The 15382-nt window shown below is 32.4% G+C and carries 11 protein-coding genes; 9 read left to right on the top strand and 2 right to left on the bottom strand.

From position 1 onward, the window contains the following. Positions 1-156 precede the first annotated feature (156 nt). Positions 157-2118, bottom strand: a complete 1962-nt coding sequence (locus tag IMX26_RS11115; protein ID WP_195158457.1) for a glycosyltransferase family 2 protein — start codon at positions 2116-2118, stop codon at positions 157-159. 153 nt (positions 2119-2271) lie between these two features. On the opposite strand from IMX26_RS11115, the gene alr reads away from it, so the two are divergent. The 7 genes from alr (at position 2272) to IMX26_RS11080 (ending at position 10009) form a co-directional block, all read left to right on the top strand. Continuing rightward, positions 2272-3441, top strand: a complete 1170-nt coding sequence (alr, locus tag IMX26_RS11110) for an alanine racemase (protein WP_195158456.1) — start codon at positions 2272-2274, stop codon at positions 3439-3441. Between the two features lie 178 nt (positions 3442-3619). Continuing rightward, positions 3620-5227 (top strand): CTP synthase, encoded by a 1608-nt coding sequence (locus tag IMX26_RS11105; RefSeq protein ID WP_195158455.1) that lies wholly within the window; start codon positions 3620-3622, stop codon positions 5225-5227. A 170-nt stretch (positions 5228-5397) separates the two neighbouring features. After that, positions 5398-6636: a D-alanyl-D-alanine carboxypeptidase family protein gene (locus IMX26_RS11100; protein WP_195158454.1), complete on the top strand. Its 1239-nt coding sequence runs from the start codon at positions 5398-5400 to the stop codon at positions 6634-6636. Between the two features lie 230 nt (positions 6637-6866). Further along, positions 6867-7673, top strand: a complete 807-nt coding sequence (locus IMX26_RS11095) for a hypothetical protein (protein WP_195158453.1) — start codon at positions 6867-6869, stop codon at positions 7671-7673. A gap of 160 nt (positions 7674-7833) precedes the next feature. Further along, on the top strand, positions 7834-8535 hold the full coding sequence (locus tag IMX26_RS11090; RefSeq protein WP_195158452.1) for a DUF3298 and DUF4163 domain-containing protein: 702 nt from the start codon (positions 7834-7836) through the stop codon (positions 8533-8535). A 99-nt stretch (positions 8536-8634) separates the two neighbouring features. Continuing rightward, positions 8635-9156 (top strand): NYN domain-containing protein, encoded by a 522-nt coding sequence (locus IMX26_RS11085; RefSeq protein ID WP_195158451.1) that lies wholly within the window; start codon positions 8635-8637, stop codon positions 9154-9156. Positions 9157-9163: 7 nt separating this feature from the next. Next, positions 9164-10009: a GNAT family N-acetyltransferase gene (locus tag IMX26_RS11080; RefSeq protein WP_195158450.1), complete on the top strand. Its 846-nt coding sequence runs from the start codon at positions 9164-9166 to the stop codon at positions 10007-10009. Positions 10010-10121: 112 nt separating this feature from the next. Here IMX26_RS11080 and IMX26_RS11075 read toward each other — a convergent pair whose 3' ends face one another. Continuing rightward, a complete protein-coding gene (locus IMX26_RS11075) occupies positions 10122-10706 on the bottom strand; it encodes a TetR/AcrR family transcriptional regulator C-terminal domain-containing protein (RefSeq protein ID WP_195158449.1) in 585 nt (194 codons plus the stop codon). Between the two features lie 388 nt (positions 10707-11094). Between IMX26_RS11075 and IMX26_RS11070 the strand changes: the two genes are divergently transcribed. After that, positions 11095-12300: an HlyD family efflux transporter periplasmic adaptor subunit gene (locus IMX26_RS11070; protein ID WP_195158448.1), complete on the top strand. Its 1206-nt coding sequence runs from the start codon at positions 11095-11097 to the stop codon at positions 12298-12300. 14 nt (positions 12301-12314) lie between these two features. Next, positions 12315-15365 carry an efflux RND transporter permease subunit gene (locus tag IMX26_RS11065; RefSeq protein ID WP_195158447.1) on the top strand — a complete coding sequence of 1017 codons (3051 nt, stop codon included), beginning with the start codon at positions 12315-12317 and terminating at the stop codon, positions 15363-15365. Positions 15366-15382: the final 17 nt, after the last annotated feature.

The raw sequence follows: 15382 nt of genomic DNA, 5'->3' as shown, positions 1-15382 counted from the left end.
GAATTATAATTGTATTATTTTCATTAATTGTATCATATATAGTATGTTGTGTATTAATAAATAATTAGCAAATAAAAAACTCCGTCAATCTAGCTAAATAGAAACGGAGTTTAATCTTATATAATTTATTAAAGATAAATAAACCCTAGTATTCTTTTATTCTTGTGTTCTAGGTGTTTTTACCCACAGCTTAGGGTGTTTGTCTAAAGACTTTAGTAACAGAGCACTGCTAAACGGCAGTGGAAATAAAAGTGCCGATAACGGTAAAAGCAGTAATCCAAGCATCGCTAAAGTTTTACTCCATAGAGTAGTGGCAGTTGAGCTAAAATCTATATAAGGCTTATATTGAAAGTAGCAAAAATAAGTAAAGGCGAAGTATACCGTACTCAGTAGTAAAAGCAATAACCTTAACTCAATTGCTGCCTCTTCTGGCCTTACTAAACCTACCATAAATAATATCCATACAGTTATAGGAATTAGGCTAATGCATTGATAAAATGTCCATTCTACAGGCCCTTTTATTTGCAATGAATGTATTAACCTATCTTTTTTGTCTGAGGCGCTAAAATCATGTGTTATTTTATCGACAACCTGTAAATGACCCGTACCCCAGCGTAATCTTTGTCGGAAATAGGCCTTAAAGTTAGGTGGTGTTTGCTCACTTGAGGGACAAGGCAAATACTCTGGCCACACATTAAAGTCTAACCAAGCCCTTGTTCCTATTTCGAGATCTTCGGTTAAAGTTAAGTGATCGTAACCTCGTAGTTTAAATAGTAAATCACATGATATATAGACATTTGTACCACCCACAAAAGGTATTTTTTTAAATGTTATAGGTAGTGTCCAATTATGGGTAGCGGACTGGTATAATGAGGCTATGCGGCTTACAGGTCCCATAGAGAAAAAATTACGAACCTGAAACACTGGTCCTTGAAGTATTCTGTTATTTTCTCCTGCTTTTATGCATCGCCAAGCTACATGTAATAACACATCTAATTTGGGTCTACTCTCGGCATCGTAAAAGCCACACATAGCAGCCTTAGGATTAATATCAGGAATAGCATAGTTTAGAGCCCGACCCTTTGTAGAAGGTACTTCTTTATCTAAAATTTGACCTTTATAGTCACCATTAAAATTAGGCGGCACAATTTTATGAACTACAATGGGTAAATCTTTAACCCTTTGCTGTTGCCATTTTTCTATAACCTGTTGAGTAGTAGGTAAAATTTCTACATATAAATGATGTAAAATTCCTGGTAACATGTTATCATGCTGAATATGGGTTAAATAAGTGCCAATGCTATCACAAGCAGCGGCCGTTAGTTCAGTTATAATTTCACGAGTTAGCTGTTTACGTACTTTGTTTATTCGTGAAATAAGTCCTTCTCTATAACGTTTTTGCTGATATTTTCCCTGAAGTCTATGGGCTGTTTCAATCACTGGCAGACTTAGCGACAAATAACGAACTAATAAATCATTTAAACTAGTAGTAGATATATTGGGGTAATATCTTTTAATAATACCAAATATCTTATATTTATTTATATACAAACTGCTTTTATTAATGAGCATTGTAATCTCTGTTAACAGAGCTGCCTCAGTAAAAATGTCTTTTTCAACCAAAGTTCTAGTTTTTGAATTAGCAGTTAAGGGATTATAAAATAGTTTATTACTGAGTAATAAGTATGAGGTTAATCCGTACAATAGCTTTTTAATATTGTAATTATCTATATCAAGCAATGAATTACTGCCATTAAAATAACTAATAATACTATCAATAGATTTTTGTTTATCAATTCTATTTTGAATACATTCTTTTTCGTCTGTAACTACAATAACCTCGTATTTATCTTTAGGATAAGTAAGGTTTGTAATGTGATCTAGAGTTTTTGCTATAACAGCTGCCTCATTACGGGCAGGAATCATTAACGAAAAAAATGGTAATGGCTTATTGTTTTCTTTAGCTAAATCTTTGATTTCAGTTAATGAATATTGGGGTTCATTTTTCCAAAATCGCTTATAGGTATAGTAACGATAATAAAACAAACGTGCAAACAGTAAAAATAACCCAATATATATCACGGCAATAATATTATAGAGTGTGGCTGAATCTGTCATGGTATCGCCTCGTTTCTTTAACAGTAAGAATCTTTAAATACTAGCTATTATATAGTGTTTCAAAGCAAATAAAATTATACTTTTAGTTAAAGATTCAGCCTAATAAAAAAAATGGAAACATATAAATTAAGTAACTGATTGGAGGTAAAAGTAATGTATAAACCACATACTTGGGTAGAAATAAATTTTGATGCCATGGGGAAGAATTTAGATATAATTAAAAATAAATTAAATAATAATAATAAAATTATGGCCGTAGTTAAAGCCGATGCTTACGGATTTGGAGCAGTTGAAGTAGCAAGGTACTTAACCGCAAAAGGAGTTTCAGCTTTAGCAGTAAGCGTATTGAGCGAAGGAATTGAACTGAGAAGAGCTGGAATAAGTATTCCTATAATAATTTTTAACTATATACCAGAAGACAATTGTGATTTAGTTTTGCACTATGACTTAACACCAACTGTATATTCATGTAGTTTTGCTAGGGCTTTAAACGCTAGTGCCTCTCGCTGGGGTAAACAGGTAGATATTCACTTAAATATTGATACTGGTATGAGTAGATTGGGTGTTTTAAGTAGTGAATTAGATACTTTATTAGGTTGTTTAAAGAACTTTAAATACCTAAATGTATCTGGTGTATATAGTCATTTTGCAGTGGCAGATTTTAATGATACAGGCTACACCCAAACTCAACATCAGCAATTTAATAAAGAGGTTGAAAAAGTTAAGTCAGCAGGTTTTAAGAATGTTGTTACTCACATGGCCAACAGTGCAGCTTTATTAAGAGGTATAGCAGTTGAAAGAGATTTTGTTAGGGTAGGCGCAGCAATATATGGTTTTTATCCCAATAATAAAATGCAAAATTTGTGGATGAAAGAAAAAATAATACCGGTATTAACAATGAAGACAGTAGTGGCTCATATTAAAACACTGCCAAAAGATGTATATGTTAGTTATGGCTGTACTTATAAAACAGCTAAAGAAACAGTAGTAGCAACTTTACCTATTGGATATGCTGATGGTTATCGAAGAATATTAAGCAATAAAGCTGAGGTTTTAATAGGTGGAAGAAGAGCATCAATTATTGGTACAGTTACAATGGATCAATGTATGGTAGATGTTAGCCATATAAAAGATGTTGAGGTTGGTGATGAAGTAGTATTATGTGGTTGTCAAGGCCGAGAAGTAATTTCTTTAGCGGAAATGGCAGAATGGACAGAAACAATAAATTATGAGTTTCCGTGTTTAATTAATAGGCGTGTGCCAAGGTATTATTTAAAAAATAATAAGCTTTTAGTAAATCGTGGACATCTTGACAATCTTTAAAATTGCTTTTTTTTCTTGACATCAAAAATGATGTTTAGGTAAAATTAGATGATATGCATAAAGCACTTTAGTATTTACTAATGAGAATAGCAATTATGTTATAGAATATCCGGTCTGCAGTCATAATGACAATAGACCGATTATTTTTGTGATTAAAATTTTATGTGGGGGAGGTTCTATGATGTGCAAGTATATATTTGTAACTGGGGGAGTTGTTTCATCTCTGGGTAAAGGAATTACAGCTGCTTCTTTAGGACGTTTGCTTAAAAGTCGTGGAGTAAAAGTAGATGTACTAAAATTGGATCCGTATATAAACGTAGATCCAGGCACAATGAGTCCTTATCAGCATGGTGAGGTATTTGTAACAGCAGATGGAGCAGAGACAGACCTAGACTTAGGTCACTACGAGCGATTTATTGATATTGAACTAGGACAACGCAATAACGTTACTACTGGTCGTATATATAAATCTGTTATAGATAAAGAACGACGTGGAGATTACCTAGGTGGTACAGTTCAGGTTATTCCTCATATTACAAATGAGATAAAGGAAGACATCAAAAGAGTAGCTACTGAGAGTGGTGCAGACGTAATTATTATTGAAATTGGTGGAACTGTTGGTGACATAGAGAGTTTGCCATTTTTAGAAGCTATACGTCAAATGCAGAGTGATGCAGGTGCTGAAAATACCCTTTATATTCATGCAACTTTAATACCATACTTGCAAAAGGCTGGAGAACTAAAAACAAAACCTACCCAGCATAGTGTAAAAGAACTAAGAAGTATTGGCATAAGGCCAGATATTATTATTTGTAGAACAGAGCATGCAATTGATGATAATATTCGTAAAAAAATATCCCTCTTCTGTGATGTGCCAGAAGAGGCTGTAATTCAGAATGAAGATGCAGATACCTTGTATGCAGTGCCTTTAGTATTAGAGCGTGAAAAACTCGATGAATTAGTTATAAAAAGACTAAACTTAAAATGTGCTGAACGAGATTTAAAAGAATGGCGAGCTATGGTTGACCATATTCGTTCATTAAATAAAGAAATTGAAATAGCATTAGTTGGTAAATATGTTTCACTTCATGATGCTTATTTAAGTGTTGCAGAATCTTTATATCATGCAGGAATAGCTAATGATGTGAAAGTTAAAATAAAATGGGTAGACTCCGAAAAACTTGAAAGCATGAATGTAAATGAAGTGCTTAAAGATGTACAGGGTATATTAGTACCTGGTGGTTTCGGAGACAGGGGTATTGAAGGCAAAATAAAGGCTGCTCAATTTGCCCGTGAAAATAACATACCTTACTTTGGCTTATGTTTAGGAATGCAAATTGCTGTTATTGAATATGCTCGCAATGTTTTAGGCTGGAAAGATGCCCATTCGTCTGAGTTTGATGCTAATACAGAACACCCTGTAATTGATTTAATGATTGCTCAGCGCAATATTAAAGACATGGGTGGCACAATGAGGCTTGGTAATTGGCCGTGTAAGCTAGTAGATAACACCATAACTAAAAATGCATACCAACAAGATATAATACAAGAGCGTCACAGACATCGTTGGGAATTTAATAACGATTTTCTGAATGACTTAACAAATGATGGACTAATTTTAAGTGGTACATCTCCAGATAACGTGTTAGTGGAGTGTATAGAGAACCCAAAACACCCTTGGTTTGTTGGAGTACAGTTTCATCCAGAGTTTAACTCCAGACCGAATAGACCACATCCCCTGTTTAGCAGCTTCATTGCAGCTGCCAAAGAACAATCTGAAAAATAAACTAAAAACGCTCAAAGTAGATATAGTAAATCTATTTTGAGTGTTTTTTTATATTGAAGTTTGCTTTTCTATTTTCTTTTTTAGTTTTCAGACCTCAAAAATACTATTCTTTTCATATTACTGGATTTAAACGATTATAAATTATTATAGTAATTTGTAGGAGGATACTTGTGAAAAAAACAATAATAATCTTTTTAGCAATACTTTATATAAGCTCAGCGCTATTAGTACATGCCCAAGAATACCCTGCAGAAGTTCCTAAAATAAAAGGACAGTCAGCAATTGTGATAGATGCAAAGAGCCATGAAGTTATATACAGTAAAAATGAAAATCAGCAAAAGTACCCAGCAAGTACTACTAAGATGTTGACTGCAATACTGGTATTAGAGAACTGCAATTTACATGAAACAGTAACCATAGATTTTAATTGCGCTAATACCGAAGGCAGTAGCATATACCTGCAACCTGGAGAGCAGTTTACTGTAGAACAGCTATTATATGCCTTATTATTAGAGTCAGCTAATGATGTAGCAGAGTCGCTGGCGTGCCATGTAAGTGGTAGCGTAGCAGAGTTTGGTAAGCTGATGACATTGCGTGCAAAAGAACTTGGAGCCATAAACTCTAACTTTGTTAATCCACATGGCTTACCCAATAAAAATCACTATACAACAGCAGCAGATTTAGCAAAAATAGCCTTACATGCTATTACTATAGAAAAACTTATTGAAATATCTAGCACAGCACGGTATCAAATTCCTGCTACAGAGCTTTACCCGCAGGTTAGATATTTAAAGAATAGCAACAGATTTTTATGGGGGCAAGGGGGTAAACATAGATTTGAATACTTGGGCAAATCAGTAGACATAATGTATCCAACCATCTTAGGGATTAAAACTGGCTATACCAAAGTAGCTGGTAACTGCTTTGTATCATATGCCAAAAAAGAAAATCGAAGTGTTATTTCGGTAGTATTAAAATCCAGTGGTAATGATTTGTATAGAGATACAAGATACTTAGTAGATTATGGCCTATATAACTATGAAACAACACAATCCATAAAAAAAGATCAATTAATCACAAATTTACCAGTAAAATATGGCCTAAAAGATAATGTTGATGTGCTTGCAAAGAACAGCATTTTTATTACCAATAAAAAAGGTGAGCAAAGAAATCTTTTAAAAACCATTAGTATTGCCAATAAGTTGCAGGCTCCAATAAAAAAGGGAACTGTTTTAGGCGAATTAATTTATACTGAGAATGGTAAAGTTGTGGCAAGAGTAAATCTAGTCTCTGCAAGGTCGGTATCACGGTTACAAATATGGTGGATTTATGTTATAGCAATAGTGATTATATTATTTTTATTATTGCTAAAAAACTGGAGCAAAAAAAAATATAAACAGATGCAATAAAATCTTTTAATATATTTAAAATAAACTAAATTTGGCAGGTAAAATGATAGAAAATGGCGAAAGAATAGAAGAACTAATCGGTTAAAGTAAAATTATTAGTATATACATAATCAAACACCCTGCTAGGGCAAATGGTTACCTGATAAACGCACAATAAATAAATTAGTGATTTTACTAAAATCGGTTTATAGATAGATAAATCAGAGAATAAGCAAGCTGAGGTGATAAAGATGAGTGTAACTCAAATGGCATCTATTTGTAAGGATCACATATTTAAAGAAGGTCGCTTAATTGAAAGACTGTTATTTGGCTATTATTTTGGAAACATTCAGCAATACCAATGTTTGGCTGCCTTAAAAGCCTACCAAAACTCCGATGGTGGCTTTGGCAATGGATTAGAGCAAGATATACTTTGCCCTAATAGTAGCGCCATTGCTACAGAAACAGCATTGTTCTACATTGAAATGTTAAATGCTTATCAAGGATCTATTGTAGAGGATATTCATTATTGGGTAAGGCATAATATTAGAGTAGATGGAACAATTAAACACCCTCCTATCGATTTTCACAAATACCCAACCCAACCCTGGTGGAGTAAAGTAGATAAATGGCGTTCATTAGCTATTATAGGTCAATTAAAAAGGCTTAAAAAGTTTTATGAAAACGACCTTTGTGAAGGCTTAAAAACCCTAAATAAAGCATTTATACTAGAACGAGATATTAAATTTTACGATTATCCATACTATTTATATAACTATGCCCTTTTTGGCTCTAGTAACCCCTCAATCGAACACCTTTTGAGAAATTTACCAGAGTTTTTAGAGCAAAATAAACAATATTATCCACTGTTTAGTAGATACTGGCATTGGTTACTACCTGAAGTACCCTCCGAAATAATAAAAGGTGAACTAAATACAATAGTTAAAGACATTAAAATTAACGGAAAACTCCCCAATCCCTATACAGATTTACCCGCCTGGAACGCAACATTTACCTTAGACGCATTAATGATACTTAATAAATTAGAACATAACTAGGTCAAGGCAATAGCCTTGGTTCTTTTTTTATAAAATGGGGTCAGGCTTTAAAAATTTAATAACTTTTATTTTATGCTCCAAATAAAAATACTTTAGATAAATTAGTTAAAAATAACACAACAATAAAAATCACTGAATAGATATATATTAGGTGATTTAAATGAAAGAAATAATAATAAAGAATATAGCTAGTTATAAGATACCATTTCAAGATGTAACTATGCTAAATGTTGACCTAGAGTATCCGGGAATAATTTGTAAACATATACATAAACAATGTAAAAGTAAAATTTTTAATGCCTATTACCGCAAAAAAGTGGTAGAGTTTAGTGACTATGCTCTCAAAAAACTTTATCCGTCTGCAACTAAAGAGTATGAATTTAGATTAGAAGAGGATTTTCCATTTAACCCTTATTTCTTAGAGAGTAACTATGTAGTTAAGTATTTTAACTACCCTATTATTAGTCTTTACATGGATAAATATGAGTTTACAGGTGGAGCTCATGGCATGACCTTTAGAGATAGCCAAACCTGGAATTTAACTTATGGTAAAAAGCTAACACTTTCTAAATTATTTAAAAAGAACTATAGCTATAAAAAAATTATTTTAGAAGAAATAAAAAAACAAGCCCATAAAAGAGAAGATAGTAAAGCAGATATTTACTTTGATCAACTAGCTGAAAGTATTGAGCGTTATTATGACTCTAAAAACTTTTACCTTACAAGACAGGGTATAGTAATCTATTATCCTTTATATACCATTGCTCCTTATTCAGAAGGTATACAAGAGTTTTTAATATCATATAAAATGTTTAAAGGAAATATTTTATACAGATTAGGCAAAACCATATGGGATAAATAAAAAGTTGCTAACTGCAACTTTTTATTTAAATGGACAAGCCATTTTTTCTAAATGATGATATACTATAAAATATATATTTATAGAGAAGAGGAACCCCTAATGGGTGATGTGCTAATAGTTGATGGTTACAATGTAATACATCAACATGAGCAACTTAAAAAAATTTTTATGAAAAGTATGGATGATGCTAGATTTCGTTTAATAGAAATATTAGCTAACTATGTAAGTTATATAGGCTGGACTTTAATGATAGTATTTGATGCCCATAAAGTAAAAGATGGTATTGGTAGTTGTGAACAGTATGATAGTAATACGCATATTGTGTTTACAGGTAAAAATGAAACTGCAGATAGTTTTATTGAAAAAATGGTGCACGATATGACAAATGAATGTAATATTTGGGTCGCTACGTCTGATAAAGACGAGCAATACTATGTAATGACTCAAGGGGCTAATAGAATTTCTGCTAGAGAGTTATGGATTAAAATAACAGATGCTGAAAATAAAATGATGGAAAACAAAAAAATAAAGCACCAAACTATTCAGAATAATTTTTTAAAAAACCGGATAGACTCAACTGTAAGAGATCGGTTAGAAAAGATGAGAAGAGGTTTTTATTAAGAATAAAATGAACATTGAATATTTATCATTAAACAATTTTGATATAGAGTCAGTATTAATGTTATTTAATAAAGTGTACTCAGATTATTATTGGCCAAATCAACACACATTAACTAGTTTGAGCGAATTAATAGACTATATGAATATAGATAAATGCTTATCAACAATAGTTACCAAAAATAATAAGCTGATTGGCTTAGCTTTAGTTGCTAAACGTGAAAGCTATAGTTGGTTATACTGTTTTGGCATAATTCCTAGTGAAAGAAATTATGGTTATGGTAAACAGTTTTTAACTTATTTACTAAATATAAACAATAATAATAACATAAAACATATGGGATTAGAGGTGCTACTGCAAAATAAAAGGGCTCGTAATTTATATTATAAAAATGGGTTTAAAAGATATTGTTATTTAGACTCATATTCATTATCTGGAGCAATGCAAGTTAGTAAGTATCAGCAATACTCTTATCAAGAAACTTTAACAGATGAGGCTTATAATAAATACCAAAACCTACCCAAAAACAATGATGTTTGGTCTAGGCGCTATAATACTTTATTAAAAAGAAAAATAAATTGGCTAACAGCGTATTATAAACAAGAGCCTGTAGCTATACTTGGCTACAATAACCATAAATCTTTGTCTATTTATAGATTAGATTCTTTAGACCAGTTTCACTCTGAGCGTGCATTACATAAGCTATTAGATGTCGCTCAAATTAACAACCCTCAGTGTGTCAGAAAAGTTGTGGTAAATATAAGCCATAATAATATATTTGAAAACAAAATAATAAACTGTGTTGGTTTTAAAAGATTTGTAAGGCAGGAGTATTTGTTAAGAATAACTTGTTAAAACAACACCCCTTTTCTAAACTTTTACATTTGGAAATTGGGGTGCAGTTTACATATGCTTCTATATTAATTTAAAATTATAAAGCACTATTTACTTTAGACAGACTGTTTTACTACACTTTTAAACAAGCAAAAAAACCTTTTTCAATAATATTTTTTATATAATGATAAGCTTGCTCTGGTGGTTCTCTATTTTCTGTTTTTAGCCAATCCATAGCCAAATAGGAGAAAGCAGCGCTGTAACAATTACATAAAATCTTGGCAGGAACCAAGGGGTCTTCTTTTAAATTGAGTCTTTCTACCCATAGTAAAAGTAACTCTTCTACCCTTTTTTTTAGGTAAACGCTAAGTGATTCATAACCCTCTGTTTCAAAGGCATTTTTATAATATAAAGAATTTTTTTCAAAATATTTTAACATATGAAGTATGGCAATCATTGGCTTAGTTTTTAACTCCTCTTGAGTAACTAAGTCATCTGCCATTTTCTCTAAATTATTTAACTCATCATCTAAAATCTTATATAATAAATCATATTTATCTTTGAAATGATAATAGAAGGTAGCCCTATTTACTAAGGCTTCGTCTGCAATATGTTTAACTTTTATATCCTCAAACTTTTGCTTTTTCATTAATTCAATCATGGCTTTTTTCAAAGCTCGCTTAGTTTTTATTACCCTCAAATCAATTTTTTCAGACATTTATGGCCTCCTGTTGTATATTAAACATAAATAAACTATTGTATATATTTATTCTATAATTCTTTATTTATAATAGCAATAAAATTAAACACATTAACTACCAAAATAGCAATTAACATATATTGCATTTCTACAACATACTATACCTAAAAACAACAATTATAGACAGATTATGCCTTTTTACTAGGGTTAAAATAATCTTAAATACGTTGTTTTTTTGTATTATTAATTGTAATTACAGGTAATCATAATGCTATAATTAAAGTTAATAGTTTTAATAAATAATTCTTCTAAAAACAGAGTTTAATAACTATAGTAAATTTTGTGATAGCAAATAAATTACTTGTGCAGGGGAGCATAATAAAAATAAAATAATGGAGAGGTTAAAATGAAGAAGTTAGCAACTACACTCATAATTATAGTGCTTAGTATTTGTGTGATAACTGCATGCCAAACAAATAAAATAGTAGATAAGGATCCAGTTATTCAGCCAGTGAGTGTTAAAACATTACAAAACGAAAAAACAGATAAAACTCTTAACTATGTAGGCACAATTGTTGCCGATGATTTAGTTAAATACAGCTTTAAAACAGGTGGAAAGCTACAAACAATAAATGTGCAAAAAGGTGACAAAGTAATTGGCGGCACAGTATTAGTAGCTTTAGATAAAAGTGATTTACAGCTTTCTGTAAATGCGGCTAAAGCCCAAATGGATGCTGCCAAAGCTGTTTATAATAAGGCTGTAGCAGGGTCTTCTGAAGAAGATAAAAACAATGCCAAAATAAACCTCCAAAAAGCTGAGAATGCCTATAATTATTCTAAAGATAACTTAGCACGCATAGAAAAGCTTTACAATGCTGGTGGAGTATCACAGAGTGAGTACGAAGGAGCTCAGTTAGATGTTGACATAAAAAAAGCAACCCTAGATCAAGCACAAGGTTTGTATAATCAAGCAATTAAAGGGGCTCGTCAAGAGGATATAGATGCCGCTCGTGCCCAGTATAATCAGGCCAAAACAAACTATGAGCACAAAAAAAAGCAGTACAATGAAACTACTTTGGTTTCGGGTATTAGTGGTTATGTAGCTGAAATATTATTTGAGGCTGGTGAAATAGTTGGCGCTGGTTATCCGGTAGTAGTAGTACGTAGTGAAAATCAGGTTGTTAATGTAGGTTTATCTCAACAAGATGTAAACGAGGTTAAAGTAGGGGATAAAACTAAAGTGAAAATTGGAGAAGAAACTGTTGATGGTGTAGTTACAATGATATCTGAAATGCCTAATAGTGACACCCGTACTTATGACACCGAAATAGCCTTATTAGAGGGTAAGTTTAGGCTGGGTATGGTTGCCGAGGTAAAAATTATAGTAGGTGAGTTTGAGGGCATTTGGATACCACTAGATAAAATTATGTTTTCGGGAGAAGACTTTGTGTATATAGTAAATGAAGATAAAATAGAGCGTCGTTCTATAACTCTACTAGAAACACGTGGCAGTAAGGTTTTAGTAGACGGCTTGGCCGAAGGCGATAGGTTGGTAATAGCCAACTCAGGTCAAGTTAAACCCGGCGATAAAGTTAAAGTAGTAAGCGAGTAAGGGGGCTTATTACGATGAGTAAATTATTAAAGAACGTTATAAAATACCGAAAAATCAGCCTTTTTCTTGTAGGAATAATAGCCCTAGCAGGTATGTATAGTTATTATATGTTACCTCGTAACGAAATGCCCGACGTACCAGCTCCAGTTGCTGTAATAACAGCCGTTTATCCAGGGGCTACTCCAGCAGATATTGATAGGCTTGTAGTAGATAAAATTGAAAAAGAGCTCGTGGAACTAGAGGGTTATGATTATGCCCAGTCTTATATTTACAATAGTTATGCCTTTATACTCTTACGTATGGACTTTGGTATTGATACCACAAAAACCTGGGATGAATTAAGGCGTAAAATGGAAGATGTGCAAAAAGAGTTGCCTACAGAGTGTCAAACAATAGACATTGATACCGATATTATGGAAACAGCAGGCATGATATTAGCCCTTACTGGTGAAAACTATTCTTATGAAGAGTTAAACACCTATGCCGAGGATTTGTCACGCCAGTTAAGCAAAATAAAGGGCATGACCCGTTTTGAAATAGAAGGAAAACAAGATAAAGAGGTTATTATTGATATAGATTACAAGCTCTTAAACCAATATAACTTATCTTTAAATGATATATTAAACTTAATAAGGGGACAAAATATTGAAATTCCATCGGGTACCATTACAGATGGATCGAGTACCCTTAATGTTAAAACAGATGGTACATTCTCTTCATTAGAGGATATAAAAGCTATTGTTGTTGGCATATCAACAAATAATGGAACAGTTTTAAGGCTTTCAGACATAGCAGATATTAGTTTAAAGATCTCAGATGATATGTATAGGGTTAAACATAATGGTCAAAATGCTATTTTGCTTACTGGATTTTTTCAAAAGGGAACTAACATAGTTTTAACAGGTAAAAATGTAGAAACTGTTGTAAGCGACTTTATTAGTAATCTACCAGAAGGAGTTACAGTAGACAAAGTTTTAGATCAACCCTATGATGTAAAAAAATCTGTTAATAACTTTGCTATGAGCTTATTGCAGGGCATTTTATTTGTAATTGCAGTAGTTTTCTTTGGCATGGGTTTAAGAAATGCCATTATAGTATCTACTGCTATACCGCTATCTATTTTGGTAACCTTTGGGGTCATGATTATGACAGGCGTAGAACTGCATACCATATCCATAGCCTCCTTAATAATAGCCTTAGGTATGTTAGTGGATAATGCCATAGTAGTTAGTGATGCTATTCAAAATAGATTAGATGATGGAGAAGAAAAATTAAATGCATGTGTTAATGGTGTTAAAGAGGTAGCTATACCAGTTTTAACTTCAACCTTAACAACAATTGCAGCTTTTTCACCTTTTTTATTAATGGACTCTATAGCAGGTGAGTTTATGATTACTTTACCTAAAATCATCATAACCTCATTAACTGCATCTTATATAATTGCTTTATTTGTAACACCCACAATGGCGTATATATTCTTTAAGCCAAGCGAGCAAAAACACGATAAATCTAAAATTGTGAGAGGCTTTTTTGATAAACTATTAGCACGCGCCATGAAAAATAAAAAAATGACTGTTGTTTTGGCTTTTGTAATGATTATTGGAGCAGGGATATTGGTAATGCAACTACACTTGCAGTTTTTCCCATTTGCAGATAAAGACCTTATGTTTATAGATATAGAGGCCGAAAGAAACATAAATATTGAAACTACTAAACAAGTAACAGATCAAATAGAAGAAATAATTAAGGATCAAAAAGAAATTCTACAATACACAACCTCTTTGGGTGGGGGTTTACCAAAGTTTTATACAACAGTATTTAACTATAAAAAATCAGCTAGTACTGCTCAAATACTCATGAAAGTTGACTTGAGTGAAGGAGAATTTGACGATTATAGTCAATTACTTGAGGAATTACAGCGTAAAATAGATGAAAAAGTAATGGGTGGCAAGGCCACTGTAAGAAGATTAGAATTGGCTGAATATATTGGTAACCCTGTTCAAGTAAGGCTCACAGGTGATAATTTAGCCCAATTAGAGTCTGCGGCCGAAATAGTAAAACAACAGCTATACAGTATACCTGGGGTCACCAATGTAAACGACAATTTTCCAGATAGAATGTATGAATATAACGTAAATGTAGATAACGATAAAGCTGCCTATATGGGCTTAACTAAGTACGATATTCAAAACGAAGTCAGCATTGCTTTAAGAGGTAGAATTGCTTCAACACTAAGGTATCGTGGTGAGGACTTTAATATAAAAATTAAAAGCAACAACAATTTTCCAGATAGAATGTATGAATATAACGTAAATGTAGATAACACTAATAAAAAAACACTGCTAAAAAATGTGGCAGAGCCTCAACCACTTGCAACTATTCCTGGGTTGTATAGGTACGACCGAGACTACGCAATTGTAGTTGCAAGTGACTTGCTAAATGGTTATGAAGCCAAAGATATAGTTAAAGTATTAAATGATAAACTTAATGAAGTAAATTTATTAGGTGTTCAGGTGAGCTATGATGGTGAACAAGCCAAAATTAAAGAGAACTTTGGTGATATGGGTAAACAGGGTGTATTTGCAGTTTTAATGGTTTATTTAATACTGCTATTTCAGTTTAGATCGTTTAGACAACCTTTTATTATTTTATTAACAATACCTTTATCGGCAATAGGCTCAATATGTGGATTATACCTAACTCGACATCCTTTAAGCTTTACTGCGCTTATGGGTATGATAAGCTTAATGGGAATAGTAGTAAATAATGCTATAGTGTTAATAGACTACATTAATAGAGCCCGCAGTGAAGGTGAGCCAATTCAGCAGGCTTGTTTAAAAGCAACCAATAAACGCTTTAGACCAATAATCCTAAGCACTACAACAACCTTTATTGGTATGATACCTTTACTATTCTCGGGTAGTGATTTATTTGGACCTATGTCTATTTCACTTATGTTTGGTTTACTAGTTTCTACAGTATTAACCTTAGTTGTTGTTCCTGTAGTATACAGTATGCTTGAAAAAAGACTGAAAAAAATCTTGAAAAAACAGAAGAGAGTGTAGTAGTATTAGAATAATAA

This window comes from Clostridium sp. 'deep sea' (assembly GCF_014931565.1).
In the GTDB taxonomy this organism is placed as follows: Bacteria; Bacillota; UBA994; order PWPR01; family PWPR01.
This window is presented reverse-complemented; position numbering and strand designations above follow the sequence as displayed.

Excerpts from the sequence above, each read along its gene's own strand:
- IMX26_RS11115 (WP_195158457.1), bottom strand. The coding sequence starts at position 2,118 with ATGACAGATTCAGCCACACTCTATAATATTATTGCCGTGATATATATT.
- alr (WP_195158456.1), top strand. The coding sequence starts at position 2,272 with ATGTATAAACCACATACTTGGGTAGAAATAAATTTTGATGCCATGGGG.
- IMX26_RS11105 (WP_195158455.1), top strand. The coding sequence starts at position 3,620 with ATGATGTGCAAGTATATATTTGTAACTGGGGGAGTTGTTTCATCTCTG.
- IMX26_RS11095 (WP_195158453.1), top strand. The coding sequence starts at position 6,867 with ATGAGTGTAACTCAAATGGCATCTATTTGTAAGGATCACATATTTAAA.
- IMX26_RS11090 (WP_195158452.1), top strand. The coding sequence starts at position 7,834 with ATGAAAGAAATAATAATAAAGAATATAGCTAGTTATAAGATACCATTT.
- IMX26_RS11085 (WP_195158451.1), top strand. The coding sequence starts at position 8,635 with ATGGGTGATGTGCTAATAGTTGATGGTTACAATGTAATACATCAACAT.
- IMX26_RS11080 (WP_195158450.1), top strand. The coding sequence starts at position 9,164 with ATGAACATTGAATATTTATCATTAAACAATTTTGATATAGAGTCAGTA.
- IMX26_RS11075 (WP_195158449.1), bottom strand. The coding sequence starts at position 10,706 with ATGTCTGAAAAAATTGATTTGAGGGTAATAAAAACTAAGCGAGCTTTG.
- IMX26_RS11070 (WP_195158448.1), top strand. The coding sequence starts at position 11,095 with ATGAAGAAGTTAGCAACTACACTCATAATTATAGTGCTTAGTATTTGT.
- IMX26_RS11065 (WP_195158447.1), top strand. The coding sequence starts at position 12,315 with ATGAGTAAATTATTAAAGAACGTTATAAAATACCGAAAAATCAGCCTT.